The following is a 17089-nucleotide window of genomic DNA, read 5'->3' on the forward strand; positions in this document are numbered from 1 at the left end:
CGAGTTCGCCACCATTTGCGGGCAATCCTGGCAAGTTGGATAGGCAGGGAATTTAGCAAAAATTATCTATATCTCCTGTCATTATTGCTAATGACAGAGTCTAGCTGTAGTGAACTCTACATATTAGCGTAATTCTCCAGCAACCATCCCGATGAATGTTTTGGTAACCCCAGATCGCTAGGCTCGCCGTGATGCAACGTCAGCGGTGCGTAACCGTGTCCGGCCCGATGCAGTTCATAACCGCCAGCTTTGCGCCTGGCGGGCACAAATAGTGTATCAGCCCAAAAAAAGGATCGGCATGTTTCAGAAAAAGCTTCTCCTCCTGACCGCCTGCCTGGTGCTGTGGCAGGCGCCAGCCGCCGTTGCGGAAGAAGATGCGAAGGTCAAACTCGACCTTGCAAGCACGTTCCCCGGAACAATGCCGATCCTTGGGCTGGCGGCACACGATCTTGCCGAGCGGGTAAGCCGGGCAACCGCGGGCGAGGTGGAGATCGCCTTTCACGAACCCGGCGTTTTGGTGCCAGGGGCCGATACCGTGAATGCGGTCGCGGACGGCAGGGTGGAAGCGGCCTGGGCCGGTGCCGGCTGGTTTGCCGGGCATGACAGCGCATTCAACTTCTTCTCGGCCGTTCCATTCGGTCCCGGCGTTGCCGAATACCTCGGGTGGATGTACCAGGGCGGGGGGCTCGAAATGGCACGCGACATGTTCCGCGAGCACGGCGTCTACAACATCCCGTGCGGCATGATTCCGCCCGAAGCTTCAGGCTGGTTCCGCCGCGAGATCAGGTCGCCGGAGGACCTGAAGGGGCTCAAGATGCGGTTTTTCGGTCTCGGGGCGCTGGTAATGGAGAAGCTCGGGGTCGTCACGGAACAGATCCCTCCAGGCGAGGTGCTGGAAAAGCTCAAGGACGGGTCGCTCGATGCGACCGAGTTTTCGTTGCCGGCCATGGACAAGCCGCTCGGGTTTCACACGCTCGCCAAATACTATTACTTTCCCGGCTGGCACCAGCAGGCTACCTTCTTCGACCTCTACATCAATCTCGAAACCTGGGACGAACTGGCGGATCATCACAAGGCGACGATCGAGCTCGCTTGTGGCGACATCATGCGCGAAATGATCGCCAAGGGCGAGGCTGCCCAAGGTGAAGCCCTCGCGGACCTTCAGGCACAGGGCGTCGAGTTGAGGCGCTGGCCCGCGCCAATGCTCGTGGCGCTCGAAGACGCATGGGCGGAGGTCGCAGCCGAAGAATCCGCCAAGAGCGAAAATTTCTGGAAGGTGTACGAGTCCTACGCGCAATTCCGGAAGAAGCAGGAAACCTGGCGATACCTCAGTGAACTTTAGGCAAAATCCAAGTGCAACCTCTGCGTAGCCGTCTCGCCGGCATCACCATTCGGACCAAGCTGACGGTCGGCTTTGGACTGGCGCTTGTTCTTGTTCTTCTGACCGGCGCCTTCTCCGTCGGCCAGATAAGCAAGCTCAATCGCTTTGCCGCCGACATCACTGCCCGCTGGCTGCCCGAGATGGAGGCGCTCGGGGACTTGCGGCACGCCCTGGCCGAACACCGCATTCTTGCGACGGGGCGCATGCAGACGACAAACTACCGCCAGCTTGCAGCAATCGTCGATGCCATGCGCCTCGTCAACGACGAGCTTGCGGTGGCCGCCGAGGCCTATCTGAAGGTCGCCCACACCCAGGCCGAGCGCGACGGTCTTGCGACCTTCATGGCGCGCTTTGACGCTTACAGGGACTCGCTGAACCAGGCTTTTGCGCGACTGGACAGCGGAAATCCCTCGGATGGTCAGGACATCTTCGAAGCCGAGACGATCCCGCTTCACGAGCATGCCGCCTCGCAACTTGAGGAACTGGTCGCCGCCTCCAGGCAGGAGGGGCTGAATGCCAGCGCCGAAGCGAAGAGGCTCTATAACACGTCGCTTGCGGTCATGCTCGCCGTCGTCGGAGCTGGGGTCGCGCTGGTTCTGGTGGCCACCTTCTGGATTTCGCGCAGAATCAGCACGCCAATCCTGAAGATCAGCGCCGCCATGGACCGGCTGAGTGCAGGTGAGAATGCCGTGGAACTGCCGGAAGAGGGCGATCGCACCGATGAAATCGGTACGCTTGTCGCTGCCGCTGCCGCCTATCGGGACAGTTTGCGCCGGTCAAGGTTGCTGACAGCCGAAACCGAAGCCCACCGGGTCCGCTTTGCCGCGGCCATCGACAACATGCCGGTCGGCCTGTCCATGTTCGACGCAAAGGGCGCGCTGATCGTCAGCAACGGGCGATACGGCGCCATGTATGGCCTTCCCCCTGAACTAACGGAGCCCGGGACGCTCTATCGCGGAATAAGCTCGAAACAGGTCGACCTCGGCTTCAGGACGACAAGCGGCAACGCAAGTGGCAGCAAGGAAGCGGCACGTTCCGTTCCGGGTGAACGGACCGTCAGCCTCATTGAGGCTGCAGACGGACGCACGTTCTCCGTCGTCGACCAGCCGATGACCGGCGGAGGCTGGGTTTCAACGCACGAGGACATTACCGACCGACGCCGGGATGAAGCGCGCATCGCCCATATGGCCCGCCACGATGCACTCACGGACCTGCCCAACCGTGCTGCATTCAAGGATCGGCTGGAAGAGGCGCTTCTTGTTGCACCGGGCAACGATCACTCGGCGATACTGTGCCTGGATCTGGACCGGTTCAAGACGGTCAATGACACGCTTGGCCATCCGATCGGTGATGGTCTGCTGAAGCTTGTGTCCCGGCGGCTTCTGTCGTGCATCGGCGAGGCCGACATGGTCAGCCGGCTGGGAGGCGACGAGTTTGCCATCATCCAGGTCGGCGGAAAGCAACCAGATGCCGCGCGGGCTCTTGCGCAACAGGTTCTCGACGCCCTGTGCGAGCCCTATGTCGTTGACGGTCATCAACTCGTCATCGGCACGAGCATCGGCATTGCAATCGCCCCGGGCGACGGCAACCGGGGGGAAACCCTCATGAAAAACGCGGACATGGCGCTCTACCGCGCAAAAAGCGACGGAAAGGGCGTGTTCCGCTTTTTCGAACCGGAGATGGACGCTGCCATGCAGCAGCGGCGCGAACTCGAACTCGACCTTCGCATGGCCCTCCGGCGCGGTGAGTTCGAGTTGCACTATCAGCCGCTCGCTTCGATCTCCACCGGCGACATCAAGGGCTTTGAGGCGCTCCTGCGCTGGCAGCACCCTGCGCGAGGACTGCTCCTGCCGGGCGAATTCATTCCGACCGCGGAAGAAATCGGCTTGATCGTGCCGATCGGCGAGTGGGTTCTCAAGGAAGCCTGCCGTGAGGCGGCAACCTGGCCGGACAATATCCGACTGGCCGTCAATCTCTCGCCGATCCAATTCCGCAGCGACAGGCTGGTCGACGCTGTTTCGGAAGCTCTCGATGCTTCGGGCATCGGTCCGGACCGGCTGGAGCTCGAAATCACCGAAACGCTGTTCCTGGCCGACAGCGACAGTGTTCTTGCCCTCCTGCACCGGCTCAAGGCCCTTGGCGTCCATATCTCCATGGACGATTTTGGAACCGGCTATTCCAGCCTGAACTATCTTCGCAGTTTTCCGTTCGACAAGATCAAGATCGACCGTTCCTTCATTCGCGACATGGTGGATTGCGCCGGTGCCATGTCCATCATCCGTGCCGTAGGCGGGCTGGGGACGAGCCTCGGCATGCAAACCGTGGCCGAGGGCGTGGAGACTTCCGTTCAGCTGGAAAGCCTGCGGATGGAAGGTTACAACGAAGTCCAGGGGTTCCTGATCAGCAGACCGCTGCCGGCCGCTGCCGCCAGGGACCTGCTCGCAAGCAGAACCCCTCGCGAAACCGCGCCCGACATGCGCACGCGGCCATACATATCTGCCTGTTGACGAAGCGCGGCCTCGCCATTGCCTTCATACGAACCGATCGCCTCCCGGGCACAGGATTGACCCCGTGAACATCGTCGTTGGAGCCCACACCTAGAGTTCAAGCGCGTCCAGGCAGGCCGCGGCCAGGTCCCGGCTGGGGGCGTCGGCGCCCGGGGCGGTCGCCCATCCCGTTTCCATGAGAGCATTTCGCCGCTGATAAGCCGAGGCATCGCGGATAGTCGCGAGCTTGTCGGTGCGGTTCACGTCGGCACGGGAAGTGTTGACACAGACCGGCACCAACGCCGCGGTCACGCTGTCACGCGACATGGCATTCGCCATCTTGGTCGCGGTTCCGCCGGTCACCCAGCCACCCCAGGAAAATCCGATGATGCCAACGGCAATCGCGCCGGCCGCTGCGCCAAGGATGGCAGGTTTCAGCCATTCGGGAGTATTCATTTCAAGTCCTCCTGCGGAGAAAGCGCCGCCTCGCTGTTTCAATTGTCTTCGACGGTGGCCTGATCCTGGCTGAGCACCGCCTCCAGGTCATTCCATGAAATCTTCCGCCTTTCGGTCCTGCCCTTGCTGGCGACGATCAGATAGGTCGCCGTCTTTCGGTAGGCGAGGAAGCTCAGCCCCTGGAGAAGCTCTTCTTCCACGACGACCTCGTAGGTGCCGGCCGGAAGCACGTCAGGATCGCCTGACAGGGTGAACGGATTGAAAAATGTCACCATCGACCTGGACGAGCGTGTATTCATCGCCGGGTTCGACAAAAAGTCTGTAGACTTGCTTGGGTCATACGCAGCTGGAACCCTCGAATGCTATTCTCATCACGGGATATGCCGATACCAGTAACCCTAATCCCCACGAGAGAGTTGTGCCCTGATCGAGGTTAGTCTCAACCGCGATTGCTCTTGGAGCCGGGCAATGCTTTGTCCTGTCCGGTTGCGCGTCGCGTATATCAGCGGGAATGCGAGACAACTCTCACCACTTGAGAAGCGGGCCGGACTGATCCAGATATGCAGGATCAAAGTCCGCAAGGTCGATGAGAGCGGCATAATCGTCGAACGTCACCCTGCCGTTCCGGAACGTCACCAGTCCGCGTTCCCGCAACTGCCGCAGGACGCGATTGACGTGTACCGCGCTCAAGCCCAGTGCGTCGGCGAGGTGATACTGCGTCAGCGGACAATCATAACCCGCCCTCCCGCCCATGCCGACCAGTGCCAGTCTGGAGCCGAGTTCGAGCAGGAAATGCGCCATGCGCGCGTCCGCATCGCGGCGTCCGAGGCCGACGAGATGCTCGACCACCATCGCCTCGTCCCGTGAGGCGGCCCATAGAATGGCCGTTGCCAGCCGGGGGGTCTGGGCAAATGCCTCCAGAAGGTCGGCTGCCAGAACCTCGGCCGCGCGAATGTCGACGACCGGCTCAAAGCTGTGGTCCGACGTGCGGAGCAAAACGCTGCGCAATCCCAGGAAATCGCCGGGTATCTGGAAATCGACGATCTGGCGCGTCCCGTCGGGCTGGATCTTGTAGGAGCACACCCAGCCCTCCGACAGGATATAGGCGGCCCTGTCGGACTGGCCCTGATGCACGAGATCAGTACCCACCTTGAACGATCTGCGCCGCTGGTGAAGACGCTCCAGCACGGACAGTTCCGCATCGGAAAGAGCGACAAAGGCAGCAAGCTTTCGCGTTAGGGGGCTTTCGTCATTTTCGTGCAAAGACCACTCCCGGAGTGTTGAGAAATGTCCGAAGAAAGTTTGCACAGACTGCTTTGGATCAGCCCGCCTTGCCGCACTTTCTGAAACTATGGCGAACTTCGACAGGCGCCGATCACGTCCTGAATTCCTTCTCCCTATGAAGAGCGGCCCTTATGATGCCCGACCAGAAAGACTATTCAGGAATGGCAGCCCTTTCAATCTGCGAAGCGCTGCTGCTTGCCATGAACGATCACAAACTTCTTCCGGAGCACGAGATCGTGGGGGTTCTCCGCGACGCTGCCGCAACCCACGAGAACGCCGTCGGTCCTGATGCCCAGAAGGAAAATCATCGGGCCGTAGCCGAACTCATCAATCGGATCATCGCCGGAGGAAATTCGGTGCGGCGATTGTAAACTAGTATGAGCCAACAGGCTAGGAACGCCGTGCGGGAATTGCGTGGGGAATTGCACGCGTGGATCACGCCATGTCCGGCAAGCGGGCGAGCAATGTTGCCGTCCCCCTTCAATTCGGGGCGTGATCCGGCCCGGGCTGGCCAGGTGTGTCTGCCGGAGGCAAGAACTGGATCGTCTGGTCTATTCAAAAGATCGGCAATATGCTTGCCATGGTCGCTTGCCGGTTCGACGATCTCCTTATGCGCACTCCGGCGTGAAGCCAGCCGCCGAGCGCCTATAAAAAGTAATCTGTACAATCCCGACTTGTAGCTTGCTTGGAAATGGCTGTTAAGCCTTGGCGTTTGTCGGCTTTACCTTTAGCACCGCGTGAAACTGCTCATTGCATGGACCGATACGCAGTTCCCGTCTTGATATATGTTCAATGTCCAGCCGATTGTTGTGCTTCAATCTGAAATTCTCTCCCTCAGTAGTTCTGCTATAGGCAGAATCCTGTATATTTTACCGAGAGAGCTATTTGGTTTCTCACGACCAGTACAAAACTGGCGTTTTATAAAAACAGATCCGATGCTTTAGACAATGTGGGGAATTCAAGAGATGAACAAGACAACAGTAGAAACGAGGCTATTTGATCTTACGGCAGATGTTGTGCAAATGCCCGGCAGCACGATGACAGTAAACCTTGTCGACAAGACCGTAGACATTGTCTCGGCCTATGTGGGCAACAACAATGTGGACTCGACAGATCTGCCGGGCCTGATTCACAGAATTCACGGCGCTCTGGAGAAGACCGCAGCCGGCGCCTGGAAGAGCGAGCCCGAGCCGCTGAAGCCGGCCGTGCCGATCAAGAAATCGGTCACGCCGGATTACATCATCTGCCTTGAAGACGGCAAGAAATTCAAGTCGCTGAAGCGCCACTTGCGCAGCCACTACGACATGACGCCGGAAGAGTACCGCGCAAAGTGGAAGCTCGATGCCGATTATCCGATGGTGGCGCCCAACTATGCCGCGACCCGCTCGGCGCTGGCCAAGAAAATGGGGCTGGGCCAGCAGCACAAGCTGCGCAAGCTGCGCAGATAGCGGAAGTTGCCCTGACCGCTCCGTCTGCTGGAACGGTTCCTGCGGGAGAACGGCCTGTCACCGTTCTCCTGTAAACAAGAAGCAAAAAGGCGCTCTCGGGTGCCTTTCCTGCCTTTTCCCCGCCATCGCGGGCTTTCGCCCCGCGCTGTCCTGCCCGCAAAGGGCATACTGTTCCTTCGCATGCGGTGCAGTACTAGCGGTGTGCGGAGTGATTGCCGGACAGAATGTGGCAATAGTTGACCCTTCGTCCGTCTGTGCCGCTCTTCGGTACGTTCACGAACAGGCCTGCGCTGTCGATCATCCACAGCCAATCCGGTGCCCATCCTGGCTCGACCCGCGCTTGCGCCGTGCTGCAGCGGAAGCTTTGGGGGGCGAGCACGTAGTGCGCCGCGACGAGGTCGAATGGATAGAACCCGTCAAGACCCACGCTCTCCTGCCAGAAGTTCATCCAGCCGGCAGCGCTGTCGGCGACCCATGCGCCGGCTGGTCCTGAGTTGGCGATCCCGGCCAGGTCCTCCGGTGTCAGGATCACGTTGCGAGCGGCCTCATAGGGGATCAGCGTGACCGGCACAGCGGTCGAGAGCAGGAAGCGGACGGCCGCCGGGTCTTTGCGGAAGTTGAGGTCGCTGAAGATCGGACCGTGACCGAAAAGGATGCCGTCTCCGTTGCCTTCGCTCGGATGGAACAGGTGGCCGGGACGACGTCCCATGACGGCGATGACTTGCTCCACATTGCCGGCAAGTTCTGGCTGCGAGCGAAGAGTGGATGCAACATTGGTGAGTGGCCCGAGCGCAACAATCGTCAGTGGCCCCGCCCTGAGGGCGTCAGCCAGCGCTGATGTCGCTTCGGTCGGTGCCGCGCCTTGCGGCGTCATTGGTGAGGCCGAACCGCGCCACACATCGGGCATTGGATTTCCAGCCGCCGAAAGTCGAGACGCGAGTTCCCGGGTTGTCGGGTCGGTCACCTCAAGTGCAGCATTGCCGAACACGGTCGACACTCCGGCAATCCGGATTTCTTCCGACTGCACGAGGTTGAGGACGGCGAGGCAATCGTCGGGATCACTGCGGCGACCGTGGCCGCAGGCGGCGTCCGTATCGATCCAGAGCCGGGAAGGCCTCTCTGCATCCGGCCGCGACGTCGGCAGGTCGCTTGCCGGAAGTTCACCCGTCCGCCACGTCTGGACAGGCAGCGCGAAGGTCGCGAGTGCCAGCAGGGTGACGCAGCATAGCCAAAACACCACTTGCAACAGCCGCTTTCCGATACGTCGCGCCATGGCCGGCCTTCACGCAGGAACAGCGACGAACGGCCACGCCGCGACGCTGCCTCTTGCCGCCAGGAGCCGCTGCCGTCGTGCCTCACGGAGCATTGCCGTCAATCCTCCAGGACGCCGTCCCGCCACCGGTGTAAAGTTCGCTGCCCTGCTTTCCATCCGTTGAACCAGTGTTTTCATCGGCTACTTCGCCAACTGGCGAATATAATCACGCAACTCCGTCCGCCCACGAATGGGGTCGTCCGGCACCTCAGGCTCCTCATCGACAACCGTTGCTGTCATGCATGCATACGACGCCGCGGCCTGGTCAGAAAACCCGAACGCCTTGAATGTCTCCTGCCAGCTCTCTCGGGCGATCGGTTCGACGTCGACCGGCCGGCCCAACACATCGGACAGCGCTTCAGCGACGTGCCTCGGGCTGTAGCGTCTCGGGCCTTCCACATAGCGAATGCCGCTGTCGGCAGGGGCACTCAGCAATCTCTCCGCGGCCGCTTCGCCCAGATCTTCGGGCGCAACCATGGGGAGTTCGAGATCGTCAGGAAAGAAGCTCGGAAGGCTGCCATTCTCACGCGCCGGCTCCAGCGCCATCGCCCAGTTGCTCATGTAGTAGGCGCCGCGATTGATTGCCGCCGGGATCGGCTGGTCGCGCAGCCTCTCTTCGAGTTCGTGCAGCACGGTAAGGTCTCCGCACCGCTGACCGGCACGCGCACCATAGGTGGACGCCGCCACGACTTTCTCGAGGCCGGAATCGTCCAACGCTTCGCAGATCGCCTCAACATTTGCGCGTTCTTCTGCATCGGTGTCGCCCGACGGGTCGGCCGGCGGATTGAGAAGAAAAGCTCTCGTCCCGCTTTGGAATGTGTTCCTCAAGAATTCGATGTCGCGGATATCTCCCACGGCCGTAGCGGCCCCGGCTTCCTTCAGGTCCGCAGCATGATCCGCATCACGGGTAACAACAGTAACGGCTTCGCCCCGCTTCAGCAGGGTCTGCGCCACTGCCGAACCGACCTGTCCGGTGCCTCCAATAATGATGTACATGTCCAACGCCCTTCAGCAGTGCCAGTCGAGAACACGGGCTAACACAAAAGTGCGTCAGAAAGTGTCAGGAGAGATTTGCTGCCGCGTCATGGGTTCCCGGCAACAGTAGCTTGGTGATCTACCACAGACACACTTTTGCGACTGAGCCTCATTGTCAAGCCGCGAGACTCTCGTGCCTGACTTCGCGAGTGCCGATCATCGTACCTGCTTTCGGTAGTCGTGTTTTTCAATGGTTGAGCTGGAAGGCACATCATAGCAACAGTCGCAGAGCCGCCCCGAGAACCGCGGCGACCAGTAGAATTCTGATGATGCCCCAATGCAGCCGGAAGGCCAGAAAGCAGCTGAGGAGAAACAGCGCCGCGGCGAGCGATTCAATCGTTGCGATGTCGGGCCGCCAAAGCGTCACAGGTCCGAACTGCTGTCGGTTTACCTTGGCGAACAATACATGCAGGGCGAACCAGATCGAGAGATTGAGGATGACGCCGACGACGGCCGCCGTAATTGCCTTGAGGGCACCTCTCAGCCGTGGCTGGGCCGAGATCCATTCGATGTAGGGCGCGCCGGCGAATATCCAGAGAAAACAGGGCGCGAAGGTCACCCATAACACCACCACCGCGGCGCTCAGAGCAAGCAGGAGCCCGCCTTCCTTGAACCCGGCAAGAAAGCCGACGAATTGCGTGACGAGGATCAGTGGCCCGGGCGTGGTCTCCGCCAATCCCAACGCGTCGACCATTTCGCCTGCCGTCAGCCAGCCAAACTGGACCACGACATCCTGCGCCATATAGGCGAGAACGGCATAGGCGCCACCAAACGTAACGATGGCGAGTGTTGAAAAGAATTCTCCTACCTCGACAAGAAGGTCAGGGGCGCCCAGCCATCCAAGGGCCAGCAGCGGCAGCAGCCAAAGCGCGAGCCAGGCGGCAATCGTGCTGAACGTCTTTGCGACCGAGACATGCGCCATATCGACCGCCTGCTGTCCTTCGTCCGTGGTCGCTACAAACCAGCCGAAAATGCCGGACATCAGGACAATCAGCGGATATGGAATTGAGAGAAAGAAAATCCCTATGAAGGCTAAACACGCGACCAGCCAGTGCACTTTCTGCGAAAGCGCCCGCTTCGCAACCCGCAACAGCGCCTCGACCACGATTACCAGGACGGCGGCCTTGATCCCATAGAACAGCGCTGCAATAAGCGGCACGTCTCCGTAGATGCTGTAGACCGTGGCCAGCGACATGATCACCGCTGCTCCGGGCAAGACAAACAGCAATCCCGCGAGCAGACCGCCCAGGGTGCCGTGCAATCGCCACCCTGCATAGGTGGCCAACTGCATCGCTTCCGGCCCGGGCAGCAGCATGCAAAAACTCAGCGCGTTCAGGAACTGCCGCTCGGAGAGCCAGTCGCGGTTCTCGACGATCTCCTTGTGCATGAGCGCAATCTGAGCCGCGGGACCGCCGAACGACAAGATGCCGATCTTCCACCAAACCCGTGCCGCTTCCGCGAGGCTCGGGTTCCCGTCCATCACCAGTTCGCTGGAGCTGCTCATGACCTACACCTTCGCCGAAGCAGCAGGCCAATCATGCCCTTCTTCCGTGGCGTCGCGCGCCCAGCGGTAGAAGGCGTCATAAAGGGTCATGCCGGCTTCGAGCTGTTCCAGATCATCGCGGTACATCCGCGACAGGCCAAGCGACGCAGCAAGAAGTCCTGCGGCTTCCGGAGCAAGGTCATGCTTGTTGGTATCGGCGCCCCTGACGATCAAAGCCAATCTGGCAAGTGCGTCATTGCCGATGCCGAACTCTTCGATCATTGTGTCGAATGTGCAGTTTTCGCCGCGGTGGCTCCAGAACGCGTCCTCGACATCGAAAGGGGTTGCGCCGAACTTCTCAGCGACATTGTGGACCTGCGATGCGGCCACAAACAGTATCTGAGCCCTTGGATCGACAAACCTGCGAATGAGCCAGGGGCAGGCGATGCGATCGATTTTGGGTCTGTGACGCGTCACCCAAACCGTGCGCCCGGCAGCATCCCGTGGCGGAAGCCTGTCCGCCAGAAGCATCGGCTGTCCGGCATCTCTCCAGGCGAATTGTCCGCCCTCGAGGGCTTCCGCCCGGATGCCTGCGGCGCGCAGCAAAGCCGCAGCGCCCTGGCTGATCTTCAGGCCTTTTTGACAATAAACCACAACCGATCGGCCTGCGAGTTCGCTGGCCAGATCGACCACGTTTCGGAAAGGCTGGCGAATTGCGCCAGGGATCAATCGTGGATCATCATCGAAGTCTTCATCGATACGCACATCAAGCAGCGCGGGACAGTCGGGTGTCCCCACCAAGCGTGCCAAAGTCGATACGGAGATTTCATTGTACGACGCCATATAGCATCCTCCATGCATAGGTCCGGAAGGATGCAAGATTGGGCTGGCGCCTCACGGGGTTCTTGCGGACCCCTGAGCTCCTCTTTTAGAGGTGATCCAAGCGACTGTCAAACCCAAGAGCGCACCCTGGGCGCGTTGTAGACACCGCGGAAAATGAGGCCGGATCAGGCATTAGCCGCATTCGCGTGCGGTGGAGCTTTCGACGGATTTCTCCCAGTCCTTTGCCAGCCTGCGGCATCGTCCGAACCATCCGCAGGTACGTTCCACCATTCGTCGGCGGGGTAGGATGTGGAAGTCTTTTGCAGCATCGGAACGCCGAATGATTCCAACGGTCCATTCACCGCAACCTGCCAAAGCGGAACGGAGCTCATCGCCTGCGGGCTTTCGATTTGTTGCGCGGGATTGGCGGCACTGCGGACGTAGCGGACTTCAGGCCGATGTCCAGTTTCGACCCTATTTCGGTCGTTCAGCGCTGTGATGGCTATGCCTAGGAGCAGCCGTAGATCGCAGACGCCCATCCCCTCTTGCCCCGTGATCAGCTTGGCACTGGAGGAAGGTGCGGGGCGGAGGTTCCGACGAAGGGATCGCGCCATCCGTCGATGTCTTCGATCTGTCCGTACCACCGGCTCAGGGCAGGGTAATCGTTAATTGGCAGGCGTGCGACATCGTTGAACGGCAAGAAAGTGCACATGCGGAAGTCCGCGTAGGAGACAGCATTCCCAACCAGCCAGCTGCGAGTTGTCAGCTGTGCCTCGAGAATGTGCGCAGCGATGTGAAACTGCTTTAGCCCCTCTTGAATCGCATCATCATCGGAGGGGCCAATGCCATAGCGAAGCTTGGTACCGCGCTCCCAGTGAACCGTGTCACACGCCTTGACGAAGGTCTCTTTCCCCCAGCTTATCCAGCGGATCATCTCGGGTTCGTCCGCATCGGTGCGCCAGAACTGGGACCCGATATGCCGCGAGAGGTAGCAGGCAATCGCATCGGCTTCCCAAAGCGGCCTCGGCGGGCCATCGAGAATGGGCAGAAGCAGGTTCGGGTTGAGGTGAAGATAGTCTTGGCCCCGGTCTGGATCCTGGGGCGCAGCAAAATGAAATTCGACGTCCACGCCAAGGTACTTGGCGACTGCCATGGCCAACCGTGGGTTTGGGTTGCGGCTAAAATACAGTTTCATAGTATCCAGTGTCCTCCTTTGCTGTACTGACTAAGGACGGATGACGGGCGAGCCTTCCGACAGGGTCAGGAAAGAAACGCGACCAGCAACGCGGGGTATACCTTCTGTAAGTTCACGTGTTCTTTTCTTCTGTCCATCCGGTGTGAACGTCTGATCGATCAGCAAGGTTTCGACGATACATAGGGCAGGGCGGATGGCAACTTCGTGGACTTGCCGCTTGGAAGCAGCCCGTCCGCTCCCCAGTCCATCACTGCCTTCCCTGTGATCGAAGAAAGTCCGCTCAATCTGGACTTATGCTGCATATGAAACGAACGGCAGCAATCGATCTTTCAGAACGTTTCGTACTCCATTTTATGCGTTTCTGTCCCAGGCTCGCGCGTGGCGGGATATTGGTACGTCGCCTGCCTGTGGCGCTCGGTCATGCTCAGCGGTTAGCGCCTCCGGCAAATCCGAGGCGTTTCAGTTCCGATGATCCTGTGGCTCGCCTGACAGACTTCGTGCCTGTCATGGGAACAGCGACCGCCTCTTCAGATCGAGAAGCATAACAATGCGACCATAGATAGCATGAGTCAGGAATTTCTAGACTAAGGCGGTAATTTTTTGACAATAAGCATTTTTCTAATAAGTCTTCTTTGGCAATAGCTAGAAACTCACTTCTTTTACAATTTGACGTAACTACATGAAATCAATTTGATATTAGCGATAACGGACAACTGCATTAACCAATCTTCCACGAACGCGCTAAGACTCGGTTGAAATTTAACAACCACTGATAGAACATTAACTGTAGTGGGTAAGTCATGAGTGTGACTTCGGACCGGGAAACGCGGTCGGCCTTGCGAAGCGTCGACCAATCGAAACGTCCAGGAGGGGACGACGTTGGTCGAATCTATTGGCAGCCTTTTAAGCGCCGTTCCCGACGAATGGGGACCTAAATATGAGACGACAAGTGGAGCGGCTACGCGCACGCTAACAGGCCCCAATTCCATCAGCTTCAACGCGACTTCGCACATGGCGCTAGTGCTGCTGACGCCACAGCCGGGAAGGGAGATTGCGCTCAATTCAGACAAAAGATCGCAGTTTCTGGCTCCCGTCGGAACGGTTGAGATAGTTCCCTGCAACGCTGAGCTTTTCGCGCGTTGGAAGGTGCCAAAAGAGAACCTGTTGCTGGCTCTCCCTCCCGAACAGCTCGCCAGGATTGCCGGTCTCGAGTTCCAGAGGGACGATTTTGAGTTTTGTCCTCCGCAACCCGGACATGTCGATAAGAAGGCACTCTTGCTCGCCCAGTTGGTAAGGGAGGAATTTCAACAAGGGAGCTCTATAAACCATCTCTATATGGATTCACTGATCACGGTTTTCTCCACCTATCTGTTGCGCAACTATTCGGTTTTTCAAAATAGACCCGGATCCCAGCACCGGGGAGGACTATCCCCCAAAGTCCGGCGCATCGTTCAAGATTACATCAGAGCGAATATTGGTCAGCAGTTGTCGATCGAACATCTGGCAGGGCTTGCCGAATTGTCGCCGAGCCATTTTCTGCGCGCCTTCAAAAAGACGGTCGGCAAATCGCCGCATCAGTACATTCTTTCGCTCCGCCTCGAGGAGGCGGAGCAGCTTGTAATCAAGACTGACTTGCCGCTGGCTACGATTGCCAGCCGCACCGGGTTTGCCAATCATAGTCATCTGACGGCGACCATGCGGCGGTACAAATTCACGACGCCAAGCGCTCTGCGCCGCGATCGAATTCTCCAAAGAGCACGAACACAACGATGAGTCTCAATGAAGAATCCTGCCCGTGGAAAGGAATTGCGTCCATGCCCAAATTCAACAGTGTCGCCTATCGACACGCCAATAGGTTTGTGACTGCCGTTATCGGCTTGGGAATTACGCTGACGTCGGCCGTTGCCGCAGGGAGCACCTGCAATGGCGTGAAAGTAGACCTGACGAAGTCGCGCAAGGAAACCTATGCTCCACTTGTAGCCGCGGCGATGAACAACAAGATCAAGCCCGCTCGGGTGCAATTCAGCGCGATCATGGAAAGCGGCGACTGGAGTGCTGCCTACATCTCCTCGCCGGAGAGCGATAACGGCGTCATGTTCTTCCAGTCAGTCGCCGGGAAGAAGCACTTTCGTGAAGTATGGGGCGGGTGGGCGGAGCCGTCAGAACGCCCGGAATTGGTCGCTTGGGCAAAGAAGCTTGGGGCCCCCGCCGACCTGGCCAAGTGTTTTGCCGAGACCGTTACGGACCATGAATGATTATTTTAGTGGAGCGTCAGGGCACTTGGCTTCAGTCGCGACACTTTCAGACACAAATTGGTGGAGTGAAATGAGCATTCGGAAACGCCTGCTGCGCCTTGTCCTGGCACTCTTTGTTGTGGTTCTCGGTACAGGGGCATTTGCACAAAGCCCCAGTTCTGAACGGGTTGATAGCGACACCGGTGTACTGTCTGCCGCGTCCGAAAACCCCCATGACCTCAAAACAATTCTCGATCAACTCGCTCAACCTGATGAAGAGAACCGCCAACCCCTGGAAGAACTCCTTGAGCCGGCGAATACGAACAGCCCTCGGGATACAATCGTAAGCTTCGTCAAGTTGACGCAGCGCTATTACGATCTTCTGCGACAGAACGCATACACCGCCGAGGACGATGCCGAACTGCAGCATCTCTATGACGAAATGCAATGGTTCTTCGATCTCAGAGATGTGGCACCGTCGCTGCGTCAAGATGTGGCCGTAAGTTCCGCAGTCTATCTCCGTGAAGTGATTGATCGGATCGGCCTGCCTCAGGTCGATCAGATCCCTGATCGGAAACAGATGCTCGCGGCCATCGGCGAAGGCGATCCACCGGCATGGAAGATCGGCAACAGCCCGCTTGTCATTACGCGTATTGATGAAGGTCCCAACCAGGGCAAGTACGTGTTCAGCGCGGAAACACTGGAATCGGTCGAGGACCTCTTCTGGCAACTTAGATCATTTCCCTACAGAAGCTCGGCCGCCGAAAACTTCTACGAGGCGTCGTTCCTGACGCCGCGCCCGACACTTCAGGCATGGTCAGACAGTCTCCCGGCCTGGATGCACAAAGGCTTTCTCGGACAGACCATTTGGCAGTGGATGGCGATGGTATTGCTCTTTGCCATCGCCGCCCTGCTGATTTGGCTCCTCTCGTCCGTCCTGAAGCAAATCAGCCGAAACGCTCAACCCCTCTTGCGTAATGCGATTCTGCTTCTTGTGCCGCTGTTCGTGGTGGTTGAAAGCTATGTGCTCTACGATCTATTAGGCGACAAGATCTTCATCACCGGCCTGGTCTTTCAGACCGCAGTCTACATCATTTACGGCATGGCCCTCGTCGCTGGCGTCGTTTTCATATTCTCACTCGGAACCGTATTGATCGAGTTGGTTGCCTCGACGAAGCGCGCCAAGCATCGACCATCCGATATGCACCTATTGATCCTCGGCATCCGGGTGGCCAGCATCGTTGCGATTATAGTTGTCGTGCTGCAGGGAATGTATCTAATGGGATTCTCGCTCGCCACCATTCTTGCTGGTGCCGGGGTAACGGGTCTTGCCATCGCACTGGCGGCACAAAACACGCTGCGTAATATCTTTGGCAGTCTGATGCTGCTACTGGACAAGCCCTTCAAGGTGGGGCAGCGGATAAAGATCAAGGGCTACGAGGGCGTTGTCGAAGACATCGGAATGCGCTCGACCCGGCTGCGCCTGCTCTCGGGACACCTCGTCAGTATTCCCAACGAGAACCTTGCAGGCCTGGATATCGAGAATGTTGACATGCGTCCTGCCATCCAGCGCACGATCAACCTCCCCCTACCGTACGATACCGCTTTGGAGAAAGTTCAACGTGCCATAACAATTCTGCACGAAATTCTGTCCGTGTCTGGATCCGCCGTCACGACGACGGGCGATCGGCCGTCACCGCAAGGAAAGCCGCTTGGCCGGGAAGATCGGACACTGCAGCACTCCAATGAAGCAATCAATCACCCGGAGCACCCGCCGCGCGTTTTCTTCAATGAAATCAATCCGGACTCACTCAACATCATCGTAACGTACTGGTACAGCCCGCCGGATCACTACGCATATCTGGACCATTGCCAGATGATCAACCACGAGATCATTCGCCGCTTTCGCGAAGAGGGCCTATGACTTGCCCGTCACTCCTGATCAATCCAGCG

General features: G+C 58.7%; 15 protein-coding genes and 1 pseudogene. 7 read left to right on the plus strand and 9 right to left on the minus strand.

Annotated elements, in window-relative coordinates; genetic code table 11:
• The first annotated feature begins 298 nt into the window (after positions 1–298).
• Both ON753_RS25890 and ON753_RS25895 read left to right on the plus strand, forming a co-directional pair.
• The gene (locus ON753_RS25890; protein ID WP_265966891.1) at positions 299–1342 is read left to right on the plus strand and encodes a TRAP transporter substrate-binding protein; all 1044 of its coding nucleotides are present in this window, start codon (positions 299–301) and stop codon (positions 1340–1342) included.
• 11 nt (positions 1343–1353) lie between these two features.
• Positions 1354–3888, plus strand: a complete 2535-nt coding sequence (locus ON753_RS25895) for an EAL domain-containing protein (RefSeq protein WP_265966892.1) — start codon at positions 1354–1356, stop codon at positions 3886–3888.
• 90 nt (positions 3889–3978) lie between these two features.
• Here ON753_RS25895 and ON753_RS25900 read toward each other — a convergent pair whose 3' ends face one another.
• The 3 genes from ON753_RS25900 to ON753_RS25910 all read right to left on the minus strand — a co-directional run bounded on the left by ON753_RS25900 (position 3979) and on the right by ON753_RS25910 (position 5586).
• Complete coding sequence (locus tag ON753_RS25900) at positions 3979–4323, minus strand: hypothetical protein (protein ID WP_265966893.1); 345 nt, start codon at positions 4321–4323, stop codon at positions 3979–3981.
• A 38-nt stretch (positions 4324–4361) separates the two neighbouring features.
• A complete protein-coding gene (locus ON753_RS25905; protein ID WP_265966894.1) occupies positions 4362–4622 on the minus strand; it encodes a hypothetical protein in 261 nt (86 codons plus the stop codon).
• A gap of 226 nt (positions 4623–4848) precedes the next feature.
• Complete coding sequence (locus ON753_RS25910; protein ID WP_265966895.1) at positions 4849–5586, minus strand: Crp/Fnr family transcriptional regulator; 738 nt, start codon at positions 5584–5586, stop codon at positions 4849–4851.
• Positions 5587–5738: 152 nt separating this feature from the next.
• Between ON753_RS25910 and ON753_RS25915 the strand changes: the two genes are divergently transcribed.
• Positions 5739–5978, plus strand: coding sequence for a hypothetical protein (locus tag ON753_RS25915; RefSeq protein WP_265966896.1), 240 nt, complete (start codon positions 5739–5741; stop codon positions 5976–5978).
• A 666-nt stretch (positions 5979–6644) separates the two neighbouring features.
• Positions 6645–7055, plus strand: coding sequence for a Ros/MucR family transcriptional regulator (locus ON753_RS25920; protein ID WP_323054788.1), 411 nt, complete (start codon positions 6645–6647; stop codon positions 7053–7055).
• Positions 7056–7248: 193 nt separating this feature from the next.
• Here the strand turns inward: ON753_RS25920 and ON753_RS25925 are convergent, their stop codons facing one another.
• From ON753_RS25925 to ON753_RS25950, 6 genes and pseudogenes are all read right to left on the minus strand, one after another.
• A complete protein-coding gene (locus ON753_RS25925) occupies positions 7249–8328 on the minus strand; it encodes a nucleoside hydrolase (RefSeq protein ID WP_265966897.1) in 1080 nt (359 codons plus the stop codon).
• Between the two features lie 180 nt (positions 8329–8508).
• On the minus strand, positions 8509–9363 hold the full coding sequence (locus ON753_RS25930) for an NmrA family NAD(P)-binding protein (RefSeq protein WP_265967277.1): 855 nt from the start codon (positions 9361–9363) through the stop codon (positions 8509–8511).
• Positions 9364–9613: 250 nt separating this feature from the next.
• On the minus strand, positions 9614–10906 hold the full coding sequence (gene chrA / locus ON753_RS25935; RefSeq protein WP_323054789.1) for a chromate efflux transporter: 1293 nt from the start codon (positions 10904–10906) through the stop codon (positions 9614–9616).
• A gap of 3 nt (positions 10907–10909) precedes the next feature.
• Positions 10910–11728, minus strand: coding sequence for a sulfurtransferase/chromate resistance protein (locus tag ON753_RS25940; RefSeq protein ID WP_265967281.1), 819 nt, complete (start codon positions 11726–11728; stop codon positions 10910–10912).
• A gap of 171 nt (positions 11729–11899) precedes the next feature.
• Positions 11900–12106, minus strand: a pseudogene (locus ON753_RS25945) (IS5/IS1182 family transposase); the annotation flags it as partial.
• 157 nt (positions 12107–12263) lie between these two features.
• Positions 12264–12902, minus strand: a complete 639-nt coding sequence (locus tag ON753_RS25950) for a glutathione S-transferase family protein (protein ID WP_265966898.1) — start codon at positions 12900–12902, stop codon at positions 12264–12266.
• 879 nt (positions 12903–13781) lie between these two features.
• Here ON753_RS25950 and ON753_RS25955 point away from each other — a divergent pair.
• The 3 genes from ON753_RS25955 to ON753_RS25965 all read left to right on the plus strand — a co-directional run bounded on the left by ON753_RS25955 (position 13782) and on the right by ON753_RS25965 (position 17060).
• On the plus strand, positions 13782–14675 hold the full coding sequence (locus tag ON753_RS25955; protein WP_265966899.1) for a helix-turn-helix domain-containing protein: 894 nt from the start codon (positions 13782–13784) through the stop codon (positions 14673–14675).
• A 41-nt stretch (positions 14676–14716) separates the two neighbouring features.
• A complete protein-coding gene (locus ON753_RS25960; protein ID WP_265966900.1) occupies positions 14717–15157 on the plus strand; it encodes a hypothetical protein in 441 nt (146 codons plus the stop codon).
• Positions 15158–15227: 70 nt separating this feature from the next.
• Positions 15228–17060 carry a mechanosensitive ion channel family protein gene (locus tag ON753_RS25965; RefSeq protein WP_265966901.1) on the plus strand — a complete coding sequence of 611 codons (1833 nt, stop codon included), beginning with the start codon at positions 15228–15230 and terminating at the stop codon, positions 17058–17060.
• Positions 17061–17089 lie beyond the last annotated feature (29 nt).

This window comes from Roseibium salinum (assembly GCF_026240905.1).
Classification (GTDB): domain Bacteria; phylum Pseudomonadota; class Alphaproteobacteria; order Rhizobiales; family Stappiaceae; genus Roseibium; species Roseibium salinum.